This is a genomic window from Geomonas limicola (assembly GCF_014193675.1).
In the GTDB taxonomy this organism is placed as follows: Bacteria; Desulfobacterota; Desulfuromonadia; order Geobacterales; family Geobacteraceae; genus Geomonas; species Geomonas limicola.
This window is the reverse complement of record NZ_BLXZ01000001.1, coordinates 647,143-667,485: the sequence shown is the minus strand read 5'-3', so window position 1 is coordinate 667,485 and position 20,343 is coordinate 647,143. Positions and strand designations below refer to the sequence as shown.

Sequence of the window (20,343 nt, the reverse complement as noted above, 5' to 3'; positions counted from 1 at the left end):
CACATATTCAGAGTCCTCGGTTCCGACATCTTCTCCCCCAACCGCTGCGTGTTACCTCCTTGCGCACTTTCTTCCATGCACCATCGACGTGGAGTGTTTGAGGGGGACGCCCTTGTAATCCTGTTATTTTCAAATCAATTCTGTTTTTTCTGTTGCCAGTATCTTACTAGTCAAGACTAAAGCTTTCTGGCAACGGCAAGGGGGATAACCAAGGGGTCAAAGCTCCACATTTGACATCGAACCCCTATGGCACCTATCGCGCTTCCTGGACTTTTAGGCTGATTGTGGTCCCTTGCCCCAGGTTCGAAATTACTTCGAGAACGCCGCCAATAAGCCTGGCCCTCTCTCGCATATTCGTGAGTCCCCAACCAGTTTCCGTTGTCTTTGGTGACGCCTCCGTAGCTTCGAACCCCTTCCCGTCATCTGTGATGGTGAGCCGCACAAACTTCCCCACCTTGCCCAAGGTAATGGTCACCCTGGTAGCAGCGGCATGTTTCACTATGTTGCTCATTGCTTCTTGGGCTATACGAAATATTGTCGTTTCCTTTATTATGGTAAGTCTAGGGAATTGCGGGTCGTCGTTCACGACGACTTCGATGCCGAACCGATTGGCAAATTGTTGCGCATGCATGCGGATGGCAATGACCAATCCGTTATCTTCCAGTTGCAGGGGGTGCAGTTCGGCCATCATCATGCGGACGCTACGGGTAACTCCTTTCGTTATCTCCTTGGAATCTGCAAGGATTGGTCTCAGTTTGCTTGCAGCCTCACCACCCATATGCCTACTGACATAGGCAAGATTGAAACTAAGGGCGGTGAGTTCCTGAGCGACGTCATCATGCAGGTCTCGAGCAATGCCTTTCCTCAGGTCATCTTCCATTTCAATGAGGCGTCGGGCATAATTGTTGGCTTTATCCTCTGTCCGCTTCAGCTTGGTTATGTTCCATGCTACTGCAAGGACCGAAGCCTCCTCGTCCGGCACGGCGGGCAGGCGCACGACTTGTCCCTGCCATATCGCGCCGGCCATTCCTGGCCCAGCTACCTGGTAGGCTTCCAACTCCAGCGGTTCCCCAGTTTCCAATACGTGCTGCAGAAGTCTTTCGGTGCCATCCTCAGCCGCTTCCGGGAACACTTCACAGTAGGTTCGGCCAATAATGGGTTTATCAGGGGAAAAGGCCTGGTAAGCCTGGTTTGCCATCGTGTAGCGCAGGTCCCGCCCTTGCATCACCCCGATGCACGCGCCTACGTTGGCAATCACGCATTCCAGGAACTCACGCTGGCGACGATCCTTGTTTTCCCTGGACGCCTGCTCAGCCTCCCTGTAATCGGTGATGTCGCGCACGACGGCAACGGAACCGATAATCGAGCCGCTGGAGTCGCGCACCGGCGAGGAGCTGACCTGCCGCCAGCGCAGTTCGCCGGTCGTGGGGAGGCGGATCAACTCCTCCTGGCCCCTCACCAATTCGCCGCGCAAGGAGCGCAAGGACGGCGCTTCTTCGATCGGGCGAGGACTGCCGTCGGGGCGGCGCACTTCGAGGCTTGCCGCCAGATCGTGCACATCGATCGCTCCGGTCCCCTGCAAGGCAAATCCCCGACGGCCTGCCGGATTGACGAGCCTGAATTGCCCCGCTGTGTCAGCAAACCAGACTTCGTCCGTGATGCTGTCCACAAGTGCGGACAACCGATCCTTTTCCTGCGCGATGACATCAAGTAGATGGCGCTCTGCTTCCTCGCCTCGCTTGCGTTCGCTGATGTTCTGCACAACTCCTGCGAGTCGGAAGGTGTTGTCCTCCCGATTAACCGTGGTGCGGCCGCATTCCTCCAACCAGATCGTCTTTTCTCCATGAACGTGCCGATAGACGCTCCTGTAGCCGCCTCCGGTCGTGATCGCTTCGGTGACCAGCGCACGGTGACGCTCCACGTCGTCGGGATGGATGAGGCTGTAGCCCGTATCGCTGGTATCGAGCCTCGTCGGCAGTTCCAAGACCTCCTCGGCATGCTCGGAGAGGGTGACTTTGAGGGTAGCCGGGTCGTACTCCCATGCCGCCATCCGGGCGGCATTCAGCGCCAGGCACAACCTCTCCTTGCTCTCCTTCAGCGCCTCCTCGCCCTTCATACGCTCTGTGATGTCGTGAATGGTAATAAAGCCGAAAGCGGACGTTTGGCTGTTGTCGTGGATCATAGTGCCGTTGTAACTGGCAAAGAACTTATGTCCTGTGTCGGTGCGTTGCGCCTGCAGCACTTGTTCTTGAACGTGTTCACCTCGAATAACTCTGGAAATCGGCCAATCAGTGAAATCCAGCGGTCGCCCCTGCTCATCCCAGCCCTTCCAGGTACCCTGCAATGCGAGGTATTCAATAGGTTCGTCGAGTTGGTAGCCATGAATGCGCAAAGACGCGGGATTCTGGTAGACCACGTTCCCCTCCGCATCGAAAAGCATAAGCCCCTCAGACATAGAACCCATGATCGAGGAAATTTTCTTTTCGTTTTCCTGGAGCGCCATCTCGGCCCGCTTGCGTTCGGTGATGTCCTGAACGACACCAGCCACTCGGCTGCGGCCCGAACCGTCCACGCGATGTTGTCCGGTGAACCAGATCCAACGAATCTCGCCATCTGCGCGGCGGATCTCGCACTGGTAGGTCCACCCGGTCGCTGCGGCCGTAGCCTCGCGCACCATCGCCTCCACCTCGGCTCGGTATTGCGGCAATGCGTGCCGGAGGAAATCATCCAGGGTCCACTGAGGGAGCAGTTCCTGGTAGCCAAAGATGCGATCGTGTTCCAGCGACCGATAGGCGGTGTGGTCTACCAAAGAGATGTCCCACACCCCGACCTGGCAGGATTCCAGGGCGAACTCCAGCCGCTCCGCAATCTCCGGCAGTGCCGCCTGCCCGGTCATTTCTTCGGAGAAGATGGCAATACCTTCCGCTACGGGCTGAATGGTGAGTCGATACCAGCCTCGATGGCCATCGGGGAAAATGAATTCGTTGTCCAGTTGATGGGTGGTCCGCTCCTCCATACAGCTCTTTTCCAGGGCGAAGACCCGAGTGGCCGTTATTCCGGGCCAGCAGTCCATTACGGTCAGTCCAAGCAGCTCTTCCTTAGGCCTTCCATTGTGTTTCTCGGCGAGAAGGTTGATATAGCGGTATCGCCAGTCAAACCCGATGATTTGGCACCCTTGCGGCATGGCATCGAGGATGGATCTGCTATCAAAGTTCATGCCTGCGGTCCTTTTGCCGAGAAGGGAACGGGGCTTTATCCTGTTGCTCTACTGTCCCCTAAGATGGCAGAAAAGATGGAAAATGTGTTTCATGCTACAGGAACCAAACGAGTGAGTCAATCTGCGGAAAACCCTCCCCTGCTCGAATACCCGGATGAAAACTTCGGTTCTTTTCAGGGTTCTTTCGCGGGGACACAATACCTATTAAATCTTGACACAATAGAGGCGTTACGTGGACCAGAATCCGGTAAGGGCAGGGATGGTTCAGAATGCTTGGGATTACGAAGTGGTCCAGTGCGAAGTTTCATATGGGCATCAGGTCGAGCGATGTCTTGGTCACAGATCGTACGTTGATGGGGATGGTACAAAACTGGCCGGAACTGCTGGTGGATGAGGATAGTAGAGCGAATGCAGAAATTCGGACAGGCTCAAAGATCGGCAGGCCACTGGGTGGTGATAGCTTTCTGAGTAGGATCGAGGAACTTACCGGGCGAAAACTGAGAAAGGGAAAGCCTGGGCGGCCGAGAAAGAAGTAAGGATGGCTCTTAATGTGTTAGGAGGTTATCCCGGAGGATCTACGGCTACAGCAGTGAGCTACTTTTGCATAAGCCATTGAAGGGCTGATGCTTGATCCTTGAAGATCGCATCTTGGCTATATCGCGCGGCAAACACCTGATACTGTCTGGAAACCCCGAATTGATGTGGATTCTCAACAACTAATGCTGTTTTCCAGGAAAGTCCGTCAATGGCAGGGTGGACAATTGCGTGGATCAAATCTGACAAGTCATCACCGTTAAACATTGGTGTTGCTTTGCGGATGTCAGCGACCGTCTTTCTAATTGTTAGAACCTCAGGGTCAGAGAGAAACGTACTCCAGTATTCTGCGAGGTCTTTTTTCGAGATGTCTCCTTCCCATAGCTCAAATATAACACCCATCTCACGGTCAATTGAATACGAAATAGGCATAGCAAAACCCTTCGCTTTCCTTGGAATGATGTTCTTACAAATCATCTACCACATTTTTTGCCGATCCAAAGACCAGCTGAAGTAGAGCGAATGCCGAACTTTGGACGGGCTCAAGGCCGGCAGACCCCGCGAAACAACCAGCTGCTTCAACTGCACGAGAAAGGGTCAGTTGCCTGGACTACTGAAGGATGATCCTTGGGCGGGAGAGGACGCATCTAACTCGGCCATTGCCGCCGCGTAACATCCCGGACAAAGACCGTGGGTGATTTGTGGCAGCTTCACGGTGGTAAAGAGTCCTAAATCGGAAATTGCCGTCTCGATCTCAACCCATTCACTGTCTGTTACCGCTACTTTTTTGCATATGCTGCAAACCCTGATGTGTTCATTGCTCCGATCAAAACTCGGATCGAGCAGGTCGACTTTCTCCCGACCAACTTCCTGCAATAAGTAGCTGTGAAAGTCAATGCTGCCATCGATGTTGGCCGAGATGTGGAGCTCCAGCGTGCGCCTGACAGTCGGGGAGTCGCAGCGGTAGGGGATAATTACCGAGGAAAGGTGTTTTCTGATTTTCTTGAAAATTGTCTCGTATAAGAGACTCGTTTCATCACCATCGATGAACTCCCAGATTGATAGCCCGAGTATCCGGCTCGCTGAGAACCTATCAGGAGTCTGGTCGGTCGTTTCAAAGGAATCCCAATTGTCACTGACCCTGACAATGTGGTTGCGATTGTCAATGGTGTATTCGTAAAGGGTGATGTAATCGGGCTTCAGCATGCGTGACCTCTAATGCTTGTAGAGCTGTGACAATACAATACATTAGGTCACTGGCGATCATTTTTCAATGGTAAGTTATCTGACAGATAAAGTCGGTTGGCCTGCTAAGAATAACGCGGAGATGTAGCCGGTACTCCGGATTGCAACATCATTAACGGGGATATTGCTCTCAGGGGGACAGGGGTATTTGGGGCGCCCCGATAATCCGGTAATTCCCAGTTGATCTTATATTTAGCGCTGCGGAGTTAACTCTAGGTCTTCCGTGAACCTCCAAAGTCCTTCTAGTATTTCTTGCAAAATATAGTGTCCCTGCCGAGGATGGCGCGGTGGCCGGAATAGGGAAGGGATACTGTCTCCAGGTCCTGTAGCGTGCTAACCAGCCCAGCACCGAACGGGTAACCTTACCCGGTATCGGTTCCTCACGAGGATTTCCCCAACCCGAAATCCGACAGTACACCTGTCAGGATCAACCACTCTGTCGATTTTGTTTACACCAAACGGAGGTCTAATAAGCAACTGTAAGGAAATCAGCACATTACATATTGGCTCCATTGTTGCAATATTCTTATGTATCCGCTTTCACTGTCTTATTCACCAACAGAAAAGGGGAAACACCATGAGAAAGTTAATCGCATCGCTAGCCGCAGCATCGTTATTAGCCACCGCCGTACCGGCATTCGCGCTGTTTACCAATGGTGGATTCGAGACCGGGGATTTTAGCGGGTGGACGCTCACCGGAACCGGGACATCGCTTTCCCAGGTAATAACTGCCGGCACAGCCATGCAGCCGGGACAAACACTGGATATCAACCCCTATAACGGGTTGTATATGGCTCGCCTCCAGGATGTTTCCGGCCTTTTCCACACCACGCAACTCTCCCAGACAGGGGCGATTACCCAAGCCGATCTGAACAGTGGCGGCAAATTGTATGTAAACTGGGGGGTAGTGTTGGTCGATCCCGACAGCCACATCGGCCAATTGCCACCGTACTTCAGCATCGATATTTTAAAAAATGGGTCTCTGATCGATAGCTTCTATGCCGATGCCTCTAACAGGCAAGGCGGCGGCTGGTTACTAGCCGGTTATGCAAGCTGGTCTGGCGGTGGTTATGGCGGGACTGGTGATATGTATTACAAACAAGATACTTATGCGTATGACTTCAGCTCGTTCGATTTAGGGGATACCTTGACGATCTCCATGAATGTCGCCGATTGTGGTTACGGTGGCCATGGTGGCTTTGCTTTCCTCGATGGGATTGGCACCACGTATGAACCGCCGACAGTTCCCGAACCGTCAACCTTAATCCTGCTCGGCGCGGGTCTGGGGGGCTTGGCCCTTTGGAGAAGGAAGCAGCGCAAGTAATCTGTCGGTTTCCTTGACACAAAACGGGGATGACAATGACGTCATCCCCGTTTTTTTCAACTGATCTAGTAATCCTGGGCCTCTGCGGGGGGCGCCCCGGTAATCCGGAATTTCCCAGTTAGTACTACTGTTGGAGATGTCTTACGCAACAAGATAAAGGGATCTGGTAACTGCCGTCACGTTGTTCCGTACAAACAGGCGCCGCTGCGGTCATGCCAACTGATCTGCTGATTGCTTCGGCTGTCATACCGAGTTCGGAATCCCTGTTAGACAAAATCGCTGTCCCCGAGCATCCGCTCCTCAAAGGGGGCGGGGCCTTTCCTGTATCGAATACCGACACATCTGTCGAAAGCTTTTACATGCCTGGCCGTCACGCCACCTGCACCCACCGCCACAATCCGCTACGCTTCAGCAGTTTACCAGCCGGCATGGTCCATGCTGATTAGCTGAAGCGGTTTCTATTTAATGTTTTTCTTGCTGTTATATGAAGAACAAAGGGGACGGCCTATAGATTGTAAGACTGTACCTACTGGAAGCAGTAGAAAAGAGGATTCTGAAGTGCCTTCATCCGTGTTGCCCTTAAGCCACAGGTCCCAAGGGCTCAAAACTGATTGCCAAACTGCAATGAAATGAATGAGGGAACTCCCTTGCACCATTTCTATTCAAAATATCGTATAAGTCTCCTTTTACCGCTTCTCATACTGAATTTGCAGTTTGATATACCCTTGTCGCACCACAATTTTGCCAATTCCTGGTACGACTCTGCTGACCCTCTCCATCGAATTCACAACGACATACCCAAGAAACCTGAACTGTCCGATGCACATCGTGATCAAGCGCCTGATTATAATGTCCTTCCTGTAGCAGTTACCCACCTCGTAGAGCCGATCCTGCTACCTTCCATATCTCGAATACCACGTTCCCTACAGCAACCTGACAATCTCAATACTGACTACTTTCCCAATAAAGCCTCACCTGCATAATCCCGCACTGTTATCGCCACCGCAGAGTTATTTTGCCACATTACATAATAAGGAGACTTCTGTTTATGAGATCACCAAAATTGAAAATTTTCCAGAACACACAGCTGCGGCAACTTTTCAGAAAAAACGCAGTATCGATTATTTCACTGATGTTGGTCTTTTTATTCTCCCTCCCGACTGCTTTTGCCATTGCCAAAGAAGTGCAGCGGTTACCTCATGAACCGAATAATCCCAGAATCTTGCAGGTTTATTTCAACACCACTGATAATCGCGAATACATCTACAACGGCCAAGAGTGGGTGCCCCATGATGCATCGATCGACACCTACGAACTTAAACAGTACAAGAAGGCCAAAGATAAAAAGACCCCCGACAGCAATGGTACCAGTACTTCCAATCAAGGAGTCTCCAAATGAACCGTCTGCTTACTGTGGCACTCAGCCTCGCGTTTCTTGCCGTGGCCCTGTTCAGTACCGTGGCCAGCGGTGCGAATACCTATTGTTATGACTCCAGGAACAACCAACTCTGCCCGGACTCCATTCATCTCAAGCACCAGGCATACATGAAAGACTGCACCACCTGCCATAACCTGAATTTCTCGTTCAACGCGCCAAAGTCGTTTTTCCGTGACAGCTCGATGGGAGCTTTTTATCCGGGCGGTCCTGCCCCGGTCTTTACCAAATCAGGCAGTTGGACCTTTCCCAAGACCAACACTGCAGCCACCTGCTCGAACATAGCGTGTCACAACATACCGGCTGGCACCTATACCTACTACGTTTATGACTGGGGTAATGATGAGTTCACCCCCGTCAACTACAACTACGGTGGCATGAGCGGCGCCACGGCCCTCTGGCAGGATAGCCCCGACACCAACTGCAACAGCTGCCACAAAATCCCCCCTTACTCCAAGAACGTCTGGCACAGCGGCACGCATACCAATAATACGATTCCCGGTGGGAACAACTGCGAGCTCTGCCATCCCGATGCAAAATCGAATGTGGGACCGGATGGCAAAACAATCATCTCGAACTATCTGACGGCTCCGAGCCAGCACGCAAACGGCACGCTTGACGTTGTAGCCAAGTTCACCTCCAAGTGTTTCGGCTGCCACTGATAACGCGCCGGAAGGAAACGTACTTACCTGCAGTGTTACGTTGCAGCTCAAGGAGCCCCGCCATGAAAAAACTGTTTTCCATAATCCTCGGCTTCGCCGTGCTTGCCCTTGTCACGCCCTTAAACGTCCGGGCCATAGACGGCCCCCATGTTGACCCGAGTAAAGTAGCGAACAACTCCTGTACCGTCTGCCACAACGAGGACGTACCCTCAAACAGCTCGGTGTTTAACAGCAACTGTCTGTCCTGCCATAGTGATTTCTCTACCGGCACGAACAGCGCTGCACAGCAGACCTCGCACAAATGGACCGGGAGTGTTACCGCACCGGCCGCCGGGGCCCAATCACCAACTACCGGTGCCTTGACACTGGTGCAGAACTACACCGGCAGTGAGCTGGCCTGCGTTCTCTGTCATAATCCCCACGACGACAGCAATGATAAATACCGGCGCATTGCCAATGGCAGTGATCAACTCTGTCTGGACTGCCATCGGTCCCGCGACGTAAAGAGCCATCGCGTCGATCCGACCAAGTACCCGGCGAGCCATCCGGTGCATGTCACCTATGCGGATGCCGTGGCAGCAAACTCGGCGGGCTATAACGCCCCCCCGGTCAATGCCAACCCCGGCAATCCAGGCTCCGACCTCGGTGCCAGGTTATCCGCATCCAGTGGTGTGGTGCTCTGCAGCACCTGCCACGCCGTACACAATGCCACCTCGCAAAGCGCCACCCCGCCGGTTGCCGACAGCACCGGAAAACTCGGCGACGGCAACCTGTTGCGCACCAACCCCCGCGGTGAACGTGTTGCTTCCGGAACGGCTGATACCCTCAATATCTGCACCAACTGCCATGCCGGCAAATTCAACCACAACGCCAAGGGTCAGGACATCGAGTGCCTTGACTGCCATGCTGCCCATGTGGAGTACGATCCGAATGACCCGAACAATACCAAAGGGACAAACATCAATCTGATCAGGAGAAATGTGACCATTAACGGTGCTCCGAGTCAGATATTCTATCGCTATAGCGGAGCACGCAGGGAATACAAGAATGCCGATGGCAACGGTGTCTGCCAGGGCTGTCATGCTCTTCCGAACACCATCGCCGACCACGCCAGCAACGATCCAAGGGTCTGCAACAACTGCCACACCCATGGGGATGCCAAAGGGTCGTTTACTGCAAAAATGCCCGACCACAAGGCAGTTTTGAGCTCCGGCGATATCGTGATGTTCACTGCCGACAGTAACCACGACGTTACCCCGTTAAGCATCAGTGAAAATTGCACACTGTGTCACTATGAGAGCCTTGTTCAGCAACATGGCGGCAAATGTTCCTTGTGCCATGAAGGAACCAACCCGCCGAGGAATTCCTTTGCTGGTGCCTGGAATAAGACCTGCTCGGCTGGATCGTGCCACCCTGCAATTCATACGAAAATGACCGGTAATCACAATGGAATCTACAACGGCTCTTCTTCCAGTTGTGACAGATGTCATGATACCAGCGGTGGGTACCCGGGACCGGGTGACTTTTGTGCACGCTGCCATAACCCGGACCTGACGGTTGCAGCAGTTGGAGACAATGTTGCTCCGGTAACGACCTCGGACGCACAAAGTACCTATACCGGTGCCGCCACTATCCACCTGATGGCATTCGATCAAGGCAGTTCCGGTCTTTCGTACACCCGCTATGTGCTTGATGGCCACAAAGGGGTCGAAGTCGCAGCCACAGCGGATGTGTATGTTGCAGCACCGATCACAGGATCGAGAAATCATACACTGCAGTTCTACTCAGCCGACCACGCCATGAATGTCGAGGCTGTGCATACTGTTTCCTTTACCGTGTCAGCCGTTCCGTTACCCGACACCACCGCACCCACCACGACCTCGAGCTTCAACCCGGCGGCTGGGGCAAATTTCAAGGCGAGCCAGGCGGTAACTCTTACTGCCGCGGACAACAGCGGCGGTTCTGGAGTCAAGGCTACCTATTACAAGATTGATTCGGGGGCTTTCACCACCGGTACCTCCTTCACCGTCTCCGGTGATGGTCTCCATACCTTCAGCTACTACTCGGTGGATACTGCCAACAACACCGAAACCGCCCACGTCTCCAATCAATTCAGAATTGACACCGTTGCACCGGTGACGACAAGCAGTGCTGTGGCTGGAACCAGCTACGCCGGCGCCCAGACCTTCACGCTTTCCGCTTCAGATACTGGCGGTTCCGGCGTAGCCAGCACCGTGTACCAACTTGACGCTGGCGCCTTCTCCTCCGGCACCTCTGTCCTGGTGGCAGCCCCATCCTCGGGTAGCGCATCCCACACGATCTCCTGGTATTCAACCGATGCAGCTGGCAACCAGGAATTGACCAAGTCGGTCAGCTTCACCGTTAAGGCCCTGGCCGATACTACTCCACCGGTAACAACCTCGAACTTTAACCCGGCGGCAAATGCCATCTACAAGACCAGTCAAACCGTAACCCTTACCGCTAGCGATACCGGTTCCGGAGTCAAGGCTACCTATTACAAGATCGATTCGGGCGCCTTCACCGCGGGGGCCTCCTTTACCATGACTGATGGCTTGCACACCTTCAGCTACTACTCAGTGGACAACGCCAATAACCCTGAGACCGCCCACGTTTCAAACTCGTTCCGTATTGATACCGTCGCGCCGGTCACGACAAACGGTGCCCAGGCAGGAATCACCTATACGGGGAACCAAACCTTTACCCTTAGTCCGACAGATAGTGGCTCAGGCGTGGCAAGTACCTGGTACAAACTTGACGGGGCAACGTCGTATACCCAGGGCACCTCGGTCGCGGTTGCCGCCCCGACTTCGGGAAGCGCATCACACACGATGTACTGGTATTCGTTCGATGCAGCCGGAAATCAGGAGGGTACCAAAACGGTGACCTTTACCTTGGTGCCAGTGGCTACCGGAGGGACCACGACACTGGTTGGGGACAATAATTCAGGCAGCAACCACCCCTACACACACTTCTGGTTGATGGATGCCACCGATACCATACCGATCGCCGATGGTGGGTGGTCTTCCGACGAACACCATACCTGGGCTAGTTTCGCGGTACCGTCAGGTGTCGGCTACGTGATGCACGTTGAATGGGAGTATCCTGATTACGAAGGAGGCGAAACCGGCTCTGACCTCCGAGTGTTCTCTGCCGCGGAAGTTACTGCGGGTGCTACCGTTACCTGGCAGCTCAACCTCCCCTAAATGGACGGCGGTTGACAGTCGATGGGTGTTGCAGAACCAGTGGAAGAACAAGCGGGGCGGCCAAATGGCCGCCCCGTGTTGTAGTCATGAGATATATGGGGTTAGAGCTCCACATTTCATTGTCCAGAGTGTAACTCTGCCCTATTCTGCGTTCGCTTCAGCTGTGCTGACCCTTACTCCCTCACCCAATGACAGGTGTACCCACCGGGATTTTTCACCAGGTAGTCCTGGTGATAGTCCTCGGCACGCCACCAGGGGCCTGCTGCGGTTATCTCGGTGACTACCGGCCTGGGCCATTTGCCGCTGGCATTGACCTCTGCCTTGACCCGCTCGGCAACCCGCTTCTGCTCTTCGTTGTGGTAAAAGATGGCGCTGCGGTAACTGGAACCGACATCGTTCCCCTGGCGGTTCAAGGTGGTCGGATCGTGCATCCGGAAGAAGAAACGCAAGAGCGCCTCGTAGCTGGTCTTGGTCGGGTCGAACTCGATGCGCACCGCCTCGGCATGCCCCGCGTGGTTTTGATAGGTGGCGTTCGCTACCTCACCCCCGGTATAACCAACCTCGGTCCCAAGTACGCCGGGCTGCTGACGCAAAAGGTCCTGCATCCCCCAGAAACATCCCCCAGCCAGCGTCGCCACCTGCTTGGCCGGCGCCGCCGGGGCCGGCCTACCGAAAACCGGCAGGAACTTGCCATAACCCGACTTCTCCAGGTCATCGACGGGGACAAAGCGCAGGGCTGCGGAGTTGATGCAGTAGCGCAGCCCCCCCTTGTCCCGGGGGCCGTCCTCGAAGACATGCCCCAGGTGTGAGTCCGCCTCTTTGGAGCGCACCTCGGTCCGGATGGAACCAAACCCCAGATCCCGCTTTTCGACGAGGCTCGTCCCCTCGATCGGCCTGGTGAAGCTGGGCCAACCGGTGCCGGAATCGAACTTGTCTTTCGACGAGAAGAGCGGCTCTCCGCTCACGATGTCGACGTACAGCCCGTCACGATGCTCGTCCCAGAACTCGTTCTTGAAGGGGGGCTCGGTCCCTTCTTTCTGGGTAACGCTGTACTGAAGCGGAGTCAGTCGTTTCTTCAACTCTTCCTCCGAATATTTCCGTGTCATGCCGGTCTCCTTTCCTCCCTGCTGGGTACCCGGGGATCCTTGGTACCTCATTGCCAACACGGCCGTGGCCGCGAGAACCACTACCACGATTACTAGTATGTAACCAAATCTACCGCTGATCATGTGAAAATCCCCCTTTCCCGGTTTTGCCTGCCTCATGTGTGCATGGTAGCAAGGATGTGTGAAGGGATTATTCCGTTACCTTAAAGTTTTGGTAAAGAGGGGGCACGGCCTGGCAAGGTGAACCAGACGCGGGTCCACTCCTGGTCGCTCTCTGCTCCGAGTTGTCCGCCGTGTGCCTCGATAAGTTCCTTTACTATTGCGAGCCCGATCCCGGCGCCGCCCACCTGGCGCGACCGGGAACGTTCGGCCCGGAAAAACCGCTCGAAAATGAAGGGGAGACTCGCCTGGTCGATTCCCTCCCCCTGGTTGGCCAACTCGGTCCTGACCCCCTCCGCAGTCAGCTTGGTCGAGATCACCACGGTCCCTTGGGGCCGCGAGTACTTCCAGGCGTTGTCCACCAGGTTGCGGATCGCCTGCAACAGCTTGTCCCGGTCCGCGTAGACCGTCTCGGTCCCGGGCTCCAATTGCCAGGTAACCTGCACCCCCTTCTCCTGCAGGTTGAACCGGTAGAGTTCCACGATCTGGCGCAACTGCTCGTGCAGGGAAAGAGACTCCCGGTGCAAAAACGCCTTGGCCGCGTCGGCGCGTGCCAGTTGCTGGAGATCTTCCACCAGGCGGACCAGGCGCAGGGTTTCCTTTTCCAGGGTGGCAAAGGTCTCCCGCGAGACCGGCACCACCCCATCGGCCAGGGCTTCCAGGCAGCCGCGCAGGTTGGTTAAGGGAGTCCGCAACTCGTGCGCCATGTCTGCGACCATGTTCTTGCGCAACTTCTCCAGCTTTTCCAGGCTCTCCGCCATCAGGTTGAAGGACTGGGCCAGCTCCCCGACCTCGTCAGAGGTGACGACATCCGCCCGCTCCGTGTAGTTGCCGCTGGCGATCTGGCGCGTGATGGCGGTCATCTGGAACAGCGGCCGCAAAAGCTTGCGGGTCATCAGGTAGTTCAGGATGAAGGCAAGGGCCAGGGCGACCAGCGAGGCACTGATCAGGTAGCGGTGGATCGCGGTCAGGAACATGCGGTGGGAGTCGATGGGATCGATGTGGTACTGCTTCATGAGCGAGGCGAAGTAGTCGGCTGCCAGCCGGTCCACGAAGAGCCAGACCAACAAGACGATGACCGCGATAACCGGGATGATGTTGCCGAGGAGGAGTTTCCAGAGAAGTTTCCGTTTCATCCCGCCCCCCTAGGCATCCCTGCCGTCGCCGAAGCGGTACCCGAACCCCCTTAGGGTGTGAATGTAGCGCGGGGCAGACGGGGTCTTCTCTATTTTCTGGCGCAACTTGCTGATGTGCACGTCGATCACCCGGTCGACCACCTCGATGTCCCCTTGGTAGCAGGTGTCGAGGAGCTCGGCCCGGGAAAAGGCCCGGCCTGGTGTCGCCATGAGCGTAGTGAGCAGGGAGAATTCCAGCGCGGTGAGCGAGAGCGGCTCTCCGTCCAGTGTTACCGTGCGCCTGACGGGATCGAGCGTGAGGGTGCCGTACCGGAGCACTTCCGGGACGGGGAGGGGGGAAACCGGTCGGGTCCGGCGCAGTATCGCCTTCACCCTTTCCACGAGTTCCCTGATGCTGAAAGGCTTCACCACGTAGTCGTCGGCACCCATGGCCAGCCCCGCTACCCGGTCGATCTCCTCGATACGTGCCGTGAGCATGATGATGGGAACGTCGGACTCCTTGCGGATGCTCCGGCAGATATCCCAGCCATCGATCCCGGGGAGCATGATATCGAGGATCACCAGAATGGGGGCGCGTGCCTGGAACTCTCTCAGGCAGGTCTCCCCGTCCGCTGCGATAACCGCTGCGAAATTCTCCCGCTCCAGGTAGGCGGCGATCAGCGAGGCGGTGGTGTCGTCGTCCTCGGCTATGAGTATGGTTTTCTTGCTCATGAGAACAATACTACCATCGCACTCAGTATCTGCCAGCCAGCGAGGTATTTAGAGAAACAGTTGGAAAGCTCACTGGACCAAAGCTCAGAGAAAGAAGGGGTGGAAGAAAGCTCGTGCGTCCCGGAAACCACCACCGGGTTCAGGCATCGGGCCTATGAGCACCCCGTGTACGATATTTTCCGGCACGAACCACCAAAGAGCTTGAATTATGCCTGCCGGTCTGGCATAGTTGCGCCAAATATGTTTACCCCGCCAGCAACGAAGCTCGGTATGCCTTTACGGTATGTCGAGTTTTTTCGTTATTGGGCCGGTATTTCACCGTAAAGCACCATCCTGGAGCACGTGTTTCATCTGCCAAGCAGTTCACTAACGCCACAGGGGAGGGATGATTATGTCATGGACCGCTGAAAAACCGACCGCCGCAGGAAAATACTGGTACGACCCCAACGGCCACCATAAGGAGGGGCGCCAGAAACACGAACTGAGGATCGTCGCCATTCGCCCCGATGCCAACGGAAACCTGGTGGCGCTGCTGCACGGCATTGCCGACACCTCCCCGATCGAGACCTTGAACGGCGATTGGTTCGGGCCGCTTAATCCCCCGGTCTGACAGGTTCCCCGTTACGGCTGAAACCCAAGAACCCCGTAGCACCAACATCATAGTCTTCAGTCAGCCTTGCAACGATGCCGGCAGGTCATAACGACCAGCCGGCTTTTTTTTGCCATCAACTGCACTACAAGGAGGAAGGGTCATGAAAGCTGTCTGGGAAAAGGTCTTTGAATACGCATCGATGCCGGTGCACGGCAGCCTGTCGCGCAAACTGCGCAAGGGGATCAAGGTACAGGTCAACGAAGGGAAGGTGTACGCCGAGGCCACGCTCTTTCTGGGTGACGAGTTCCTGAGGATCTCGGAGGAAGAGGGGCAGAAAGAGGCAATCAACACCTATTACGACTGGAACATGGTGTCGTCGGTTCGTACCCTGTGCGACAAGGAAGAGTCGCCGCGCAAGCCGAAGTAGACCATCCGGGGAAGTCGATGACCAGGGTTTCCGCACGGGAAAACTACGGGTATCGCGACAGCGCCCGGTACCTGGGAATGCTGCGCGTCTTCGGCCACCAACCGGAGGCGCGCAGCATGCCTGGGCTGGGGTGGCGGCTATGACGCTCCCTGAGCCCCGCCGCAGGGCGATCCACCATGCCGGACACGCGGTGGTGCAGATCCTCGTCGCCCGCGGGCGTTTTGCCGTGGAGCGGGTCGCCATGGACGCCGAGGATTGCGGTTCCTGGCGGGGCTACTCTGCACAGGGAGAGGCCCAGCTCGACCGGGAGGCCTTCCTCGGGTTGTACGAATTCGGGTTGGTGACCTTGGCCGGCCTGGCCGCGGAAGAGCGTTACCTGCAGGAGACTCCCCACCGAGGCGAGGCGATCTTCCCGTTAAGTGACCTGGCCCTCTGGCAGGAACAGGCCTGGAGCGTGCTGGGTGATGACCGGAGGGTCGGCATGGTCAGCAGCAGCATCATGGAACGCTTGCACCGGTGGATGGAAGACGCTCGGGTCTGGCAGGTGATAGAAACACTGGCCCACGCGCTACTGGCTCAGGGCGTCCTGCAAGGTGAAGCGCTGCGGCACATCCTCGCACCGCTCCACACCACCCCCTGAGCCGGGGAATCGCCTCACACTTCAACGGTGGCAGGTCGCTTTCCTCCGCTCCAAATCCCCAGGCCTACCCTCCATTTACCTAAGGGATGTGATGAAAAACTTTACAGTGTGGTGTCGGGATTGTTTACAGATGCCATTCCCCAAATGATCGATGAAAATGGAAAGGTGCGCTGAATAGGGTGGTTACCTGCTGGCATGGTGGTTGCTATTTATCCGTCGTTGGCAACTTTTGAGAACGGGGCGGGTACCACCATGAAAAAAATTCTCTTTATCGTATGCCTGATGGTTCTGGTCGCATCAACATCCTACGCGACCTCTTTTACTGCTACCTTCACGCTGGGTAATCAGTTCTCGGGATATGGTGGAGGGTCGATAGACCAATCCTCCCTGAACGGGTCCCCCCTGGCGTGGGACTATTGCATGGATTATCCCCGCCATATCAACGCGGGCGGCACGTACCGGGCTGACGTCAATACCGACGGCATCCTGTACGGTGCGAGCACGGCAAATGTCCGGCAAGTAGCCTATCTCCTTCACAACTATGCCCAGAACGGCAGGGGAGGGGCACAAGACAACCTGCAGACCGCTATCTGGGAAGAGTTGGGCTACTGGACCTTCGGCCAGCTTTCCGCAACTGCGCAGGCGCTCGTCACGGAGGCCGATTTAAGCACCGCCAACTATGTCGCCGACTTCTACTGGATTTCTCCCTACTCCCTGGACAGCAATGGCGGCAAGGAGTACGTGCAAGCCCAGGTCGGACCTGCCCCCGTTCCTGAACCGAGCACCTTGCTGCTTCTTGGAGCGGGGCTCTTCGGCCTGGCGGTTGCCGGAAAGCGCCGGAAGAACGCATAGTCAGTACCGCACACGGAGTCGACAAAAAGGGCGCTGCTTCGGCAGTGCCCTTTTTCTTTACAGGCGGTGTCGATCCCCATCCCCCTCCTGTCCTCCCCCTTGAAGGGGGAGGGACGCACTGGCCGAAGTTCAACGCTCATCAGGAGAGACCTTACTTAAAAGCCTTCCTGATTGTCGCGAATCTTTCCGCTCCCAACAATTCCCCCTCCCGATTGAGCGAAGGCGACCGTTTTGCCAGCGCAGGCGGCCCCGCGTTCCCCTCTGCGAAGGGGGGCAGTGGTATTTGCTTATAGGTGTCGCAATGGCTGGACAAAAGGCCTTCTTGACGCTTTCACCGAAAATCGCTGAAGAATCTTCCTCTGGAACGAGATCCACCGGCGCGTCTGCTTCCTGAACCAGCCCCTCCTGAAAAACTCCTCTTGCCTCCGGCGTCGCTTTGACCTAATTTAGGCTCCCTCGGGGAAGGCGCCAATGAGCACTGGCCCCATCCCCACCCGACCCTCCCCTTGAAGGGGAGGGGGAAATCCTTGCGAGCGGACGATGGGCGTTAATCAGGTAACCATATGGCTTTGAACAAACGAGATGCCGGTATTGCCGTGGGGGTGTTGCTGCTGCTGTTGGTGCTTGCCTTCGGCGCGCTGAGGGGAAGGGGGCAGGACACCCCGTTCGACGAAGCGCACTGGGGGGCCTATCGTGGCCAGCTGGCAGGGGAGGGGCGCGAGGCCCTGGAGAAAGGGTGCAGCGAATGCCACTCCATCAAGTACCTCAAGCACCATCCTCCCAAGGAACAGTGCCTCATCTGCCACAAACTCGTGAAACGTTGAGCTGATTTTGCCCGCGGCCGGTCCTGCCAGGTTCACTTGCAGGACGGCCTAGCTCATTTTGAAAAGATTGGATAACGATGACCCTGATTTCTTCTCTTTCCCCGGCATTCAGCGGCTTCGGACTTGGCGCGAGCCTGATCATGGCTATTGGCAGCCAGAATGCCTTTGTGTTACGGCAAGGGTTACGGCGCCAGTACGTCTTTACGGTCTGTAGCATCTGTTTCGTCTGCGACGCCTTGCTGATCTCCCTGGGGACCGGTGGCTTCAGCTCGCTGGTGGCCTCTTCGCCGCGCCTGTTGCAGGCAACGCTTTGGGGGGGAGTCGCTTTCCTGTTCTTCTACGGGCTACGATCCTTCAAATCTGCGGCCTCGCCGGGAACCCTCACGACCGATGACGCCGAAACCGATGCCGACTCCCTGGCCAAGGTCGCCGTTACCACGCTCATGCTCACCTTGCTCAACCCCCATGTCTTTCTTGACACGGTCCTGCTCCTCGGCAGCGTGGCTGGTCAGTATACGGTTCCCTCCCGGATGCTGTTTGCCCTGGGGGCGATTTCCGCCTCCTGTACCTGGTTCTATGGTCTCGGCTATGGTGCTCGGGTGCTCGCCCCTCTGTTCCGCAGGCCCCTTGCCTGGCGTGTGCTCGACACCGTAGTCGGTTGCACCATGTGGGGGATTGCGGCAAACCTTGCCTGGAACAGCTGATTTTTACGGAATGGTGCGGCCTGTACCGCAAACGGGATCGAAAGAAGGGCGTTGCTTCGGCAGCGCCCTTTTCTTTTTAGGGAAGGAAACAAGTGGGGCAGGGGAACGCCCCCTTTGGAATTGGGGGCAGGAACACGACACCTATCTAGCCAGGCTCCTCCATTCGTTCGGCAAATTCCGGGAAGAGTTGTTTCGCACAGTCTCTGCAGATCCCATGAGAGAAGAGAATATTTTCCTTCCTTGCCAGGTACTCGTGCACCTTCTCCCAAGTTCCCTCTTCATTCTTTATTTTGTGGCAGTTGGAACAGATCGTTGAAAGACACCTTAGCGCAAGCAGTTCGGTGACGTCCTCCAGTACCATGATCAGGAGGGTGCTGCCATTGTGGTTGAACGGTGATGCGGTGACAAAATAGTCAGCTTGGTAATCGGTATTGTTACGACGGTGCACCATTCGGTACTTTTCTCGGAACATGCGGCTACTTTCGCTCGCCCTGGTAACCGCGATTCGAAGTATACAGTCTTCGCAGAAGGGTGTCTGCCCACACTTCTTGTGAGAATCCAGTTCATGGATACAGTGTAGTACTTCCCCACAGAGTCGTTTTAATATGAGCTCCGACTCGGAACCAAGTACCTTTCGGGCAGCTCGGTTAACATCGAGAACCTTCAGGTCGGTGTCGACTATGAACACGAGTGAAGGAATGGCATCGATGACTGCTCTGAGGTACTCGTTGTCTGTCAGGTTCTTTAGTGGCATGACATATCTCGACATGGGGGGCTTGCAAGATAGGGGAGATGTGAATGTTTTGTATACGTTGAGCAGTGTAGGTAATTTTCATACGTGAGTCAAGAGAGGGGGATCGAGATTCTCTGTGCAGTCCATTGCGAGACCAACGCCGGTGGGTGAGGTGCTATAGGAAAGAAATGTAAGATTTATCCCTCAAGTTTGTAATATGTGGTGGCGACAAGAGGGGTGAGAGTTTTGACGGATTCAGCACGTTTTGCGGCACACACGGCGAAGGAGGGACTACGTGAACATTTGGATGAATCTCAGGGTTAAAACAAAATTGCAGGTCATGGTTTTCTTGGCGGTGTGTGTCATGTCCCTGGTCGTCTGGTTGGGGCTCTCGAAGATGGGAGCCATGGCCGACGACGAGAAGGAATTGAGTACCGCGGTAAAGCACGTCGACATGCTCAACGACCTGAAAAACAACCTGCAGGGGATACGCCTGAACCTGGTCTACATGCTGATACTCCATGACCCGGCGAAGTTTGCCGCAAAGGCAGAAGACATCGTAAAAAGAAAGCAGGCGATCAAGGAGGGCATTGCCGACTTCCTTAAATTCGACCTGGAACCGCAGGAAAAAGAGCTCATCGAAAAGTTTCGGCTGGGATGCGAAGAGTATTTGGTCCAGGGTACCAAACTGGAGCAGATGGCGAAGGATAGCGTGGGTAACCCCGAGGGCCGCGCCGCCGCACTACTCTTTGCCACTGATACGGTGGCACCTCTCAGCGTGAAGCCGTCAAGGCCATTGACGACCTGGTCGACCTGAA

General features: G+C 55.6%; 19 protein-coding genes. 12 read left to right on the top strand and 7 right to left on the bottom strand.

What is annotated here, in order from left to right; all coding sequences use genetic code 11:
• Positions 1-253: 253 nt before the first annotated feature.
• From H7688_RS02750 to H7688_RS02740, 3 genes are all read right to left on the bottom strand, one after another.
• Positions 254-3,217, bottom strand: a complete 2,964-nt coding sequence (locus tag H7688_RS02750; protein WP_183359490.1) for a PAS domain S-box protein — start codon at positions 3,215-3,217, stop codon at positions 254-256.
• A 594-nt stretch (positions 3,218-3,811) separates the two neighbouring features.
• Complete coding sequence (locus tag H7688_RS02745) at positions 3,812-4,228, bottom strand: hypothetical protein (protein ID WP_183359489.1); 417 nt, start codon at positions 4,226-4,228, stop codon at positions 3,812-3,814.
• A gap of 120 nt (positions 4,229-4,348) precedes the next feature.
• The gene (locus H7688_RS02740) at positions 4,349-4,957 is read right to left on the bottom strand and encodes a hypothetical protein (RefSeq protein ID WP_183359488.1); all 609 of its coding nucleotides are present in this window, start codon (positions 4,955-4,957) and stop codon (positions 4,349-4,351) included.
• Between the two features lie 616 nt (positions 4,958-5,573).
• Here H7688_RS02740 and H7688_RS02735 point away from each other — a divergent pair.
• From H7688_RS02735 to H7688_RS02720, 4 genes are all read left to right on the top strand, one after another.
• Positions 5,574-6,320, top strand: a complete 747-nt coding sequence (locus H7688_RS02735) for a PEP-CTERM sorting domain-containing protein (RefSeq protein ID WP_246329687.1) — start codon at positions 5,574-5,576, stop codon at positions 6,318-6,320.
• Positions 6,321-7,368: 1,048 nt separating this feature from the next.
• Complete coding sequence (locus tag H7688_RS02730; RefSeq protein ID WP_183359487.1) at positions 7,369-7,719, top strand: hypothetical protein; 351 nt, start codon at positions 7,369-7,371, stop codon at positions 7,717-7,719.
• Positions 7,716-8,417 carry a CxxxxCH/CxxCH domain-containing protein gene (locus H7688_RS02725; RefSeq protein ID WP_183359486.1) on the top strand — a complete coding sequence of 234 codons (702 nt, stop codon included), beginning with the start codon at positions 7,716-7,718 and terminating at the stop codon, positions 8,415-8,417. Before H7688_RS02730 ends, H7688_RS02725 begins: the two co-directional genes overlap by 4 nt.
• A 62-nt stretch (positions 8,418-8,479) precedes the next feature.
• On the top strand, positions 8,480-11,641 hold the full coding sequence (locus tag H7688_RS02720; RefSeq protein ID WP_183359485.1) for an OmpL47-type beta-barrel domain-containing protein: 3,162 nt from the start codon (positions 8,480-8,482) through the stop codon (positions 11,639-11,641).
• A gap of 173 nt (positions 11,642-11,814) precedes the next feature.
• On the opposite strand, the gene H7688_RS02715 is transcribed toward H7688_RS02720, so the two are convergent.
• The 3 genes from H7688_RS02715 to H7688_RS02705 all read right to left on the bottom strand — a co-directional run bounded on the left by H7688_RS02715 (position 11,815) and on the right by H7688_RS02705 (position 14,753).
• Positions 11,815-12,747, bottom strand: a complete 933-nt coding sequence (locus H7688_RS02715) for a bifunctional methionine sulfoxide reductase B/A protein (protein ID WP_183359484.1) — start codon at positions 12,745-12,747, stop codon at positions 11,815-11,817.
• 203 nt (positions 12,748-12,950) lie between these two features.
• Positions 12,951-14,042: a sensor histidine kinase gene (locus H7688_RS02710; RefSeq protein WP_183359483.1), complete on the bottom strand. Its 1,092-nt coding sequence runs from the start codon at positions 14,040-14,042 to the stop codon at positions 12,951-12,953.
• A gap of 9 nt (positions 14,043-14,051) precedes the next feature.
• Positions 14,052-14,753: a response regulator gene (locus H7688_RS02705; protein WP_183359482.1), complete on the bottom strand. Its 702-nt coding sequence runs from the start codon at positions 14,751-14,753 to the stop codon at positions 14,052-14,054.
• Between the two features lie 391 nt (positions 14,754-15,144).
• On the opposite strand from H7688_RS02705, the gene H7688_RS02700 reads away from it, so the two are divergent.
• From H7688_RS02700 to H7688_RS02675, 7 genes are all read left to right on the top strand, one after another.
• Entirely contained in the window at positions 15,145-15,363 is a 219-nt protein-coding gene (locus tag H7688_RS02700; RefSeq protein ID WP_183359481.1) for a hypothetical protein, read from the top strand.
• 142 nt (positions 15,364-15,505) lie between these two features.
• On the top strand, positions 15,506-15,772 hold the full coding sequence (locus tag H7688_RS02695; RefSeq protein WP_183359480.1) for a hypothetical protein: 267 nt from the start codon (positions 15,506-15,508) through the stop codon (positions 15,770-15,772).
• Positions 15,773-15,789: 17 nt separating this feature from the next.
• Positions 15,790-15,915 carry a hypothetical protein gene (locus tag H7688_RS22765; RefSeq protein ID WP_281379387.1) on the top strand — a complete coding sequence of 42 codons (126 nt, stop codon included), beginning with the start codon at positions 15,790-15,792 and terminating at the stop codon, positions 15,913-15,915.
• A complete protein-coding gene (locus tag H7688_RS02690) occupies positions 15,912-16,412 on the top strand; it encodes a hypothetical protein (protein WP_183359479.1) in 501 nt (166 codons plus the stop codon). Before H7688_RS22765 ends, H7688_RS02690 begins: the two co-directional genes overlap by 4 nt.
• A gap of 195 nt (positions 16,413-16,607) precedes the next feature.
• A complete protein-coding gene (locus H7688_RS02685) occupies positions 16,608-17,264 on the top strand; it encodes a PEP-CTERM sorting domain-containing protein (RefSeq protein ID WP_246329686.1) in 657 nt (218 codons plus the stop codon).
• A 569-nt stretch (positions 17,265-17,833) separates the two neighbouring features.
• Positions 17,834-18,088, top strand: coding sequence for a cytochrome C (locus tag H7688_RS02680; RefSeq protein ID WP_183359478.1), 255 nt, complete (start codon positions 17,834-17,836; stop codon positions 18,086-18,088).
• 77 nt (positions 18,089-18,165) lie between these two features.
• Positions 18,166-18,792 carry a LysE/ArgO family amino acid transporter gene (locus H7688_RS02675; RefSeq protein ID WP_183359477.1) on the top strand — a complete coding sequence of 209 codons (627 nt, stop codon included), beginning with the start codon at positions 18,166-18,168 and terminating at the stop codon, positions 18,790-18,792.
• A 145-nt stretch (positions 18,793-18,937) separates the two neighbouring features.
• Here H7688_RS02675 and H7688_RS02670 read toward each other — a convergent pair whose 3' ends face one another.
• Positions 18,938-19,561: a PAS domain-containing protein gene (locus H7688_RS02670; protein ID WP_183359476.1), complete on the bottom strand. Its 624-nt coding sequence runs from the start codon at positions 19,559-19,561 to the stop codon at positions 18,938-18,940.
• Positions 19,562-19,820: 259 nt separating this feature from the next.
• Here H7688_RS02670 and H7688_RS22870 point away from each other — a divergent pair, with 259 nt between their 5' ends.
• Positions 19,821-20,342: an MCP four helix bundle domain-containing protein gene (locus tag H7688_RS22870; RefSeq protein WP_183359475.1), complete on the top strand. Its 522-nt coding sequence runs from the start codon at positions 19,821-19,823 to the stop codon at positions 20,340-20,342.
• Position 20,343 lies beyond the last annotated feature (1 nt).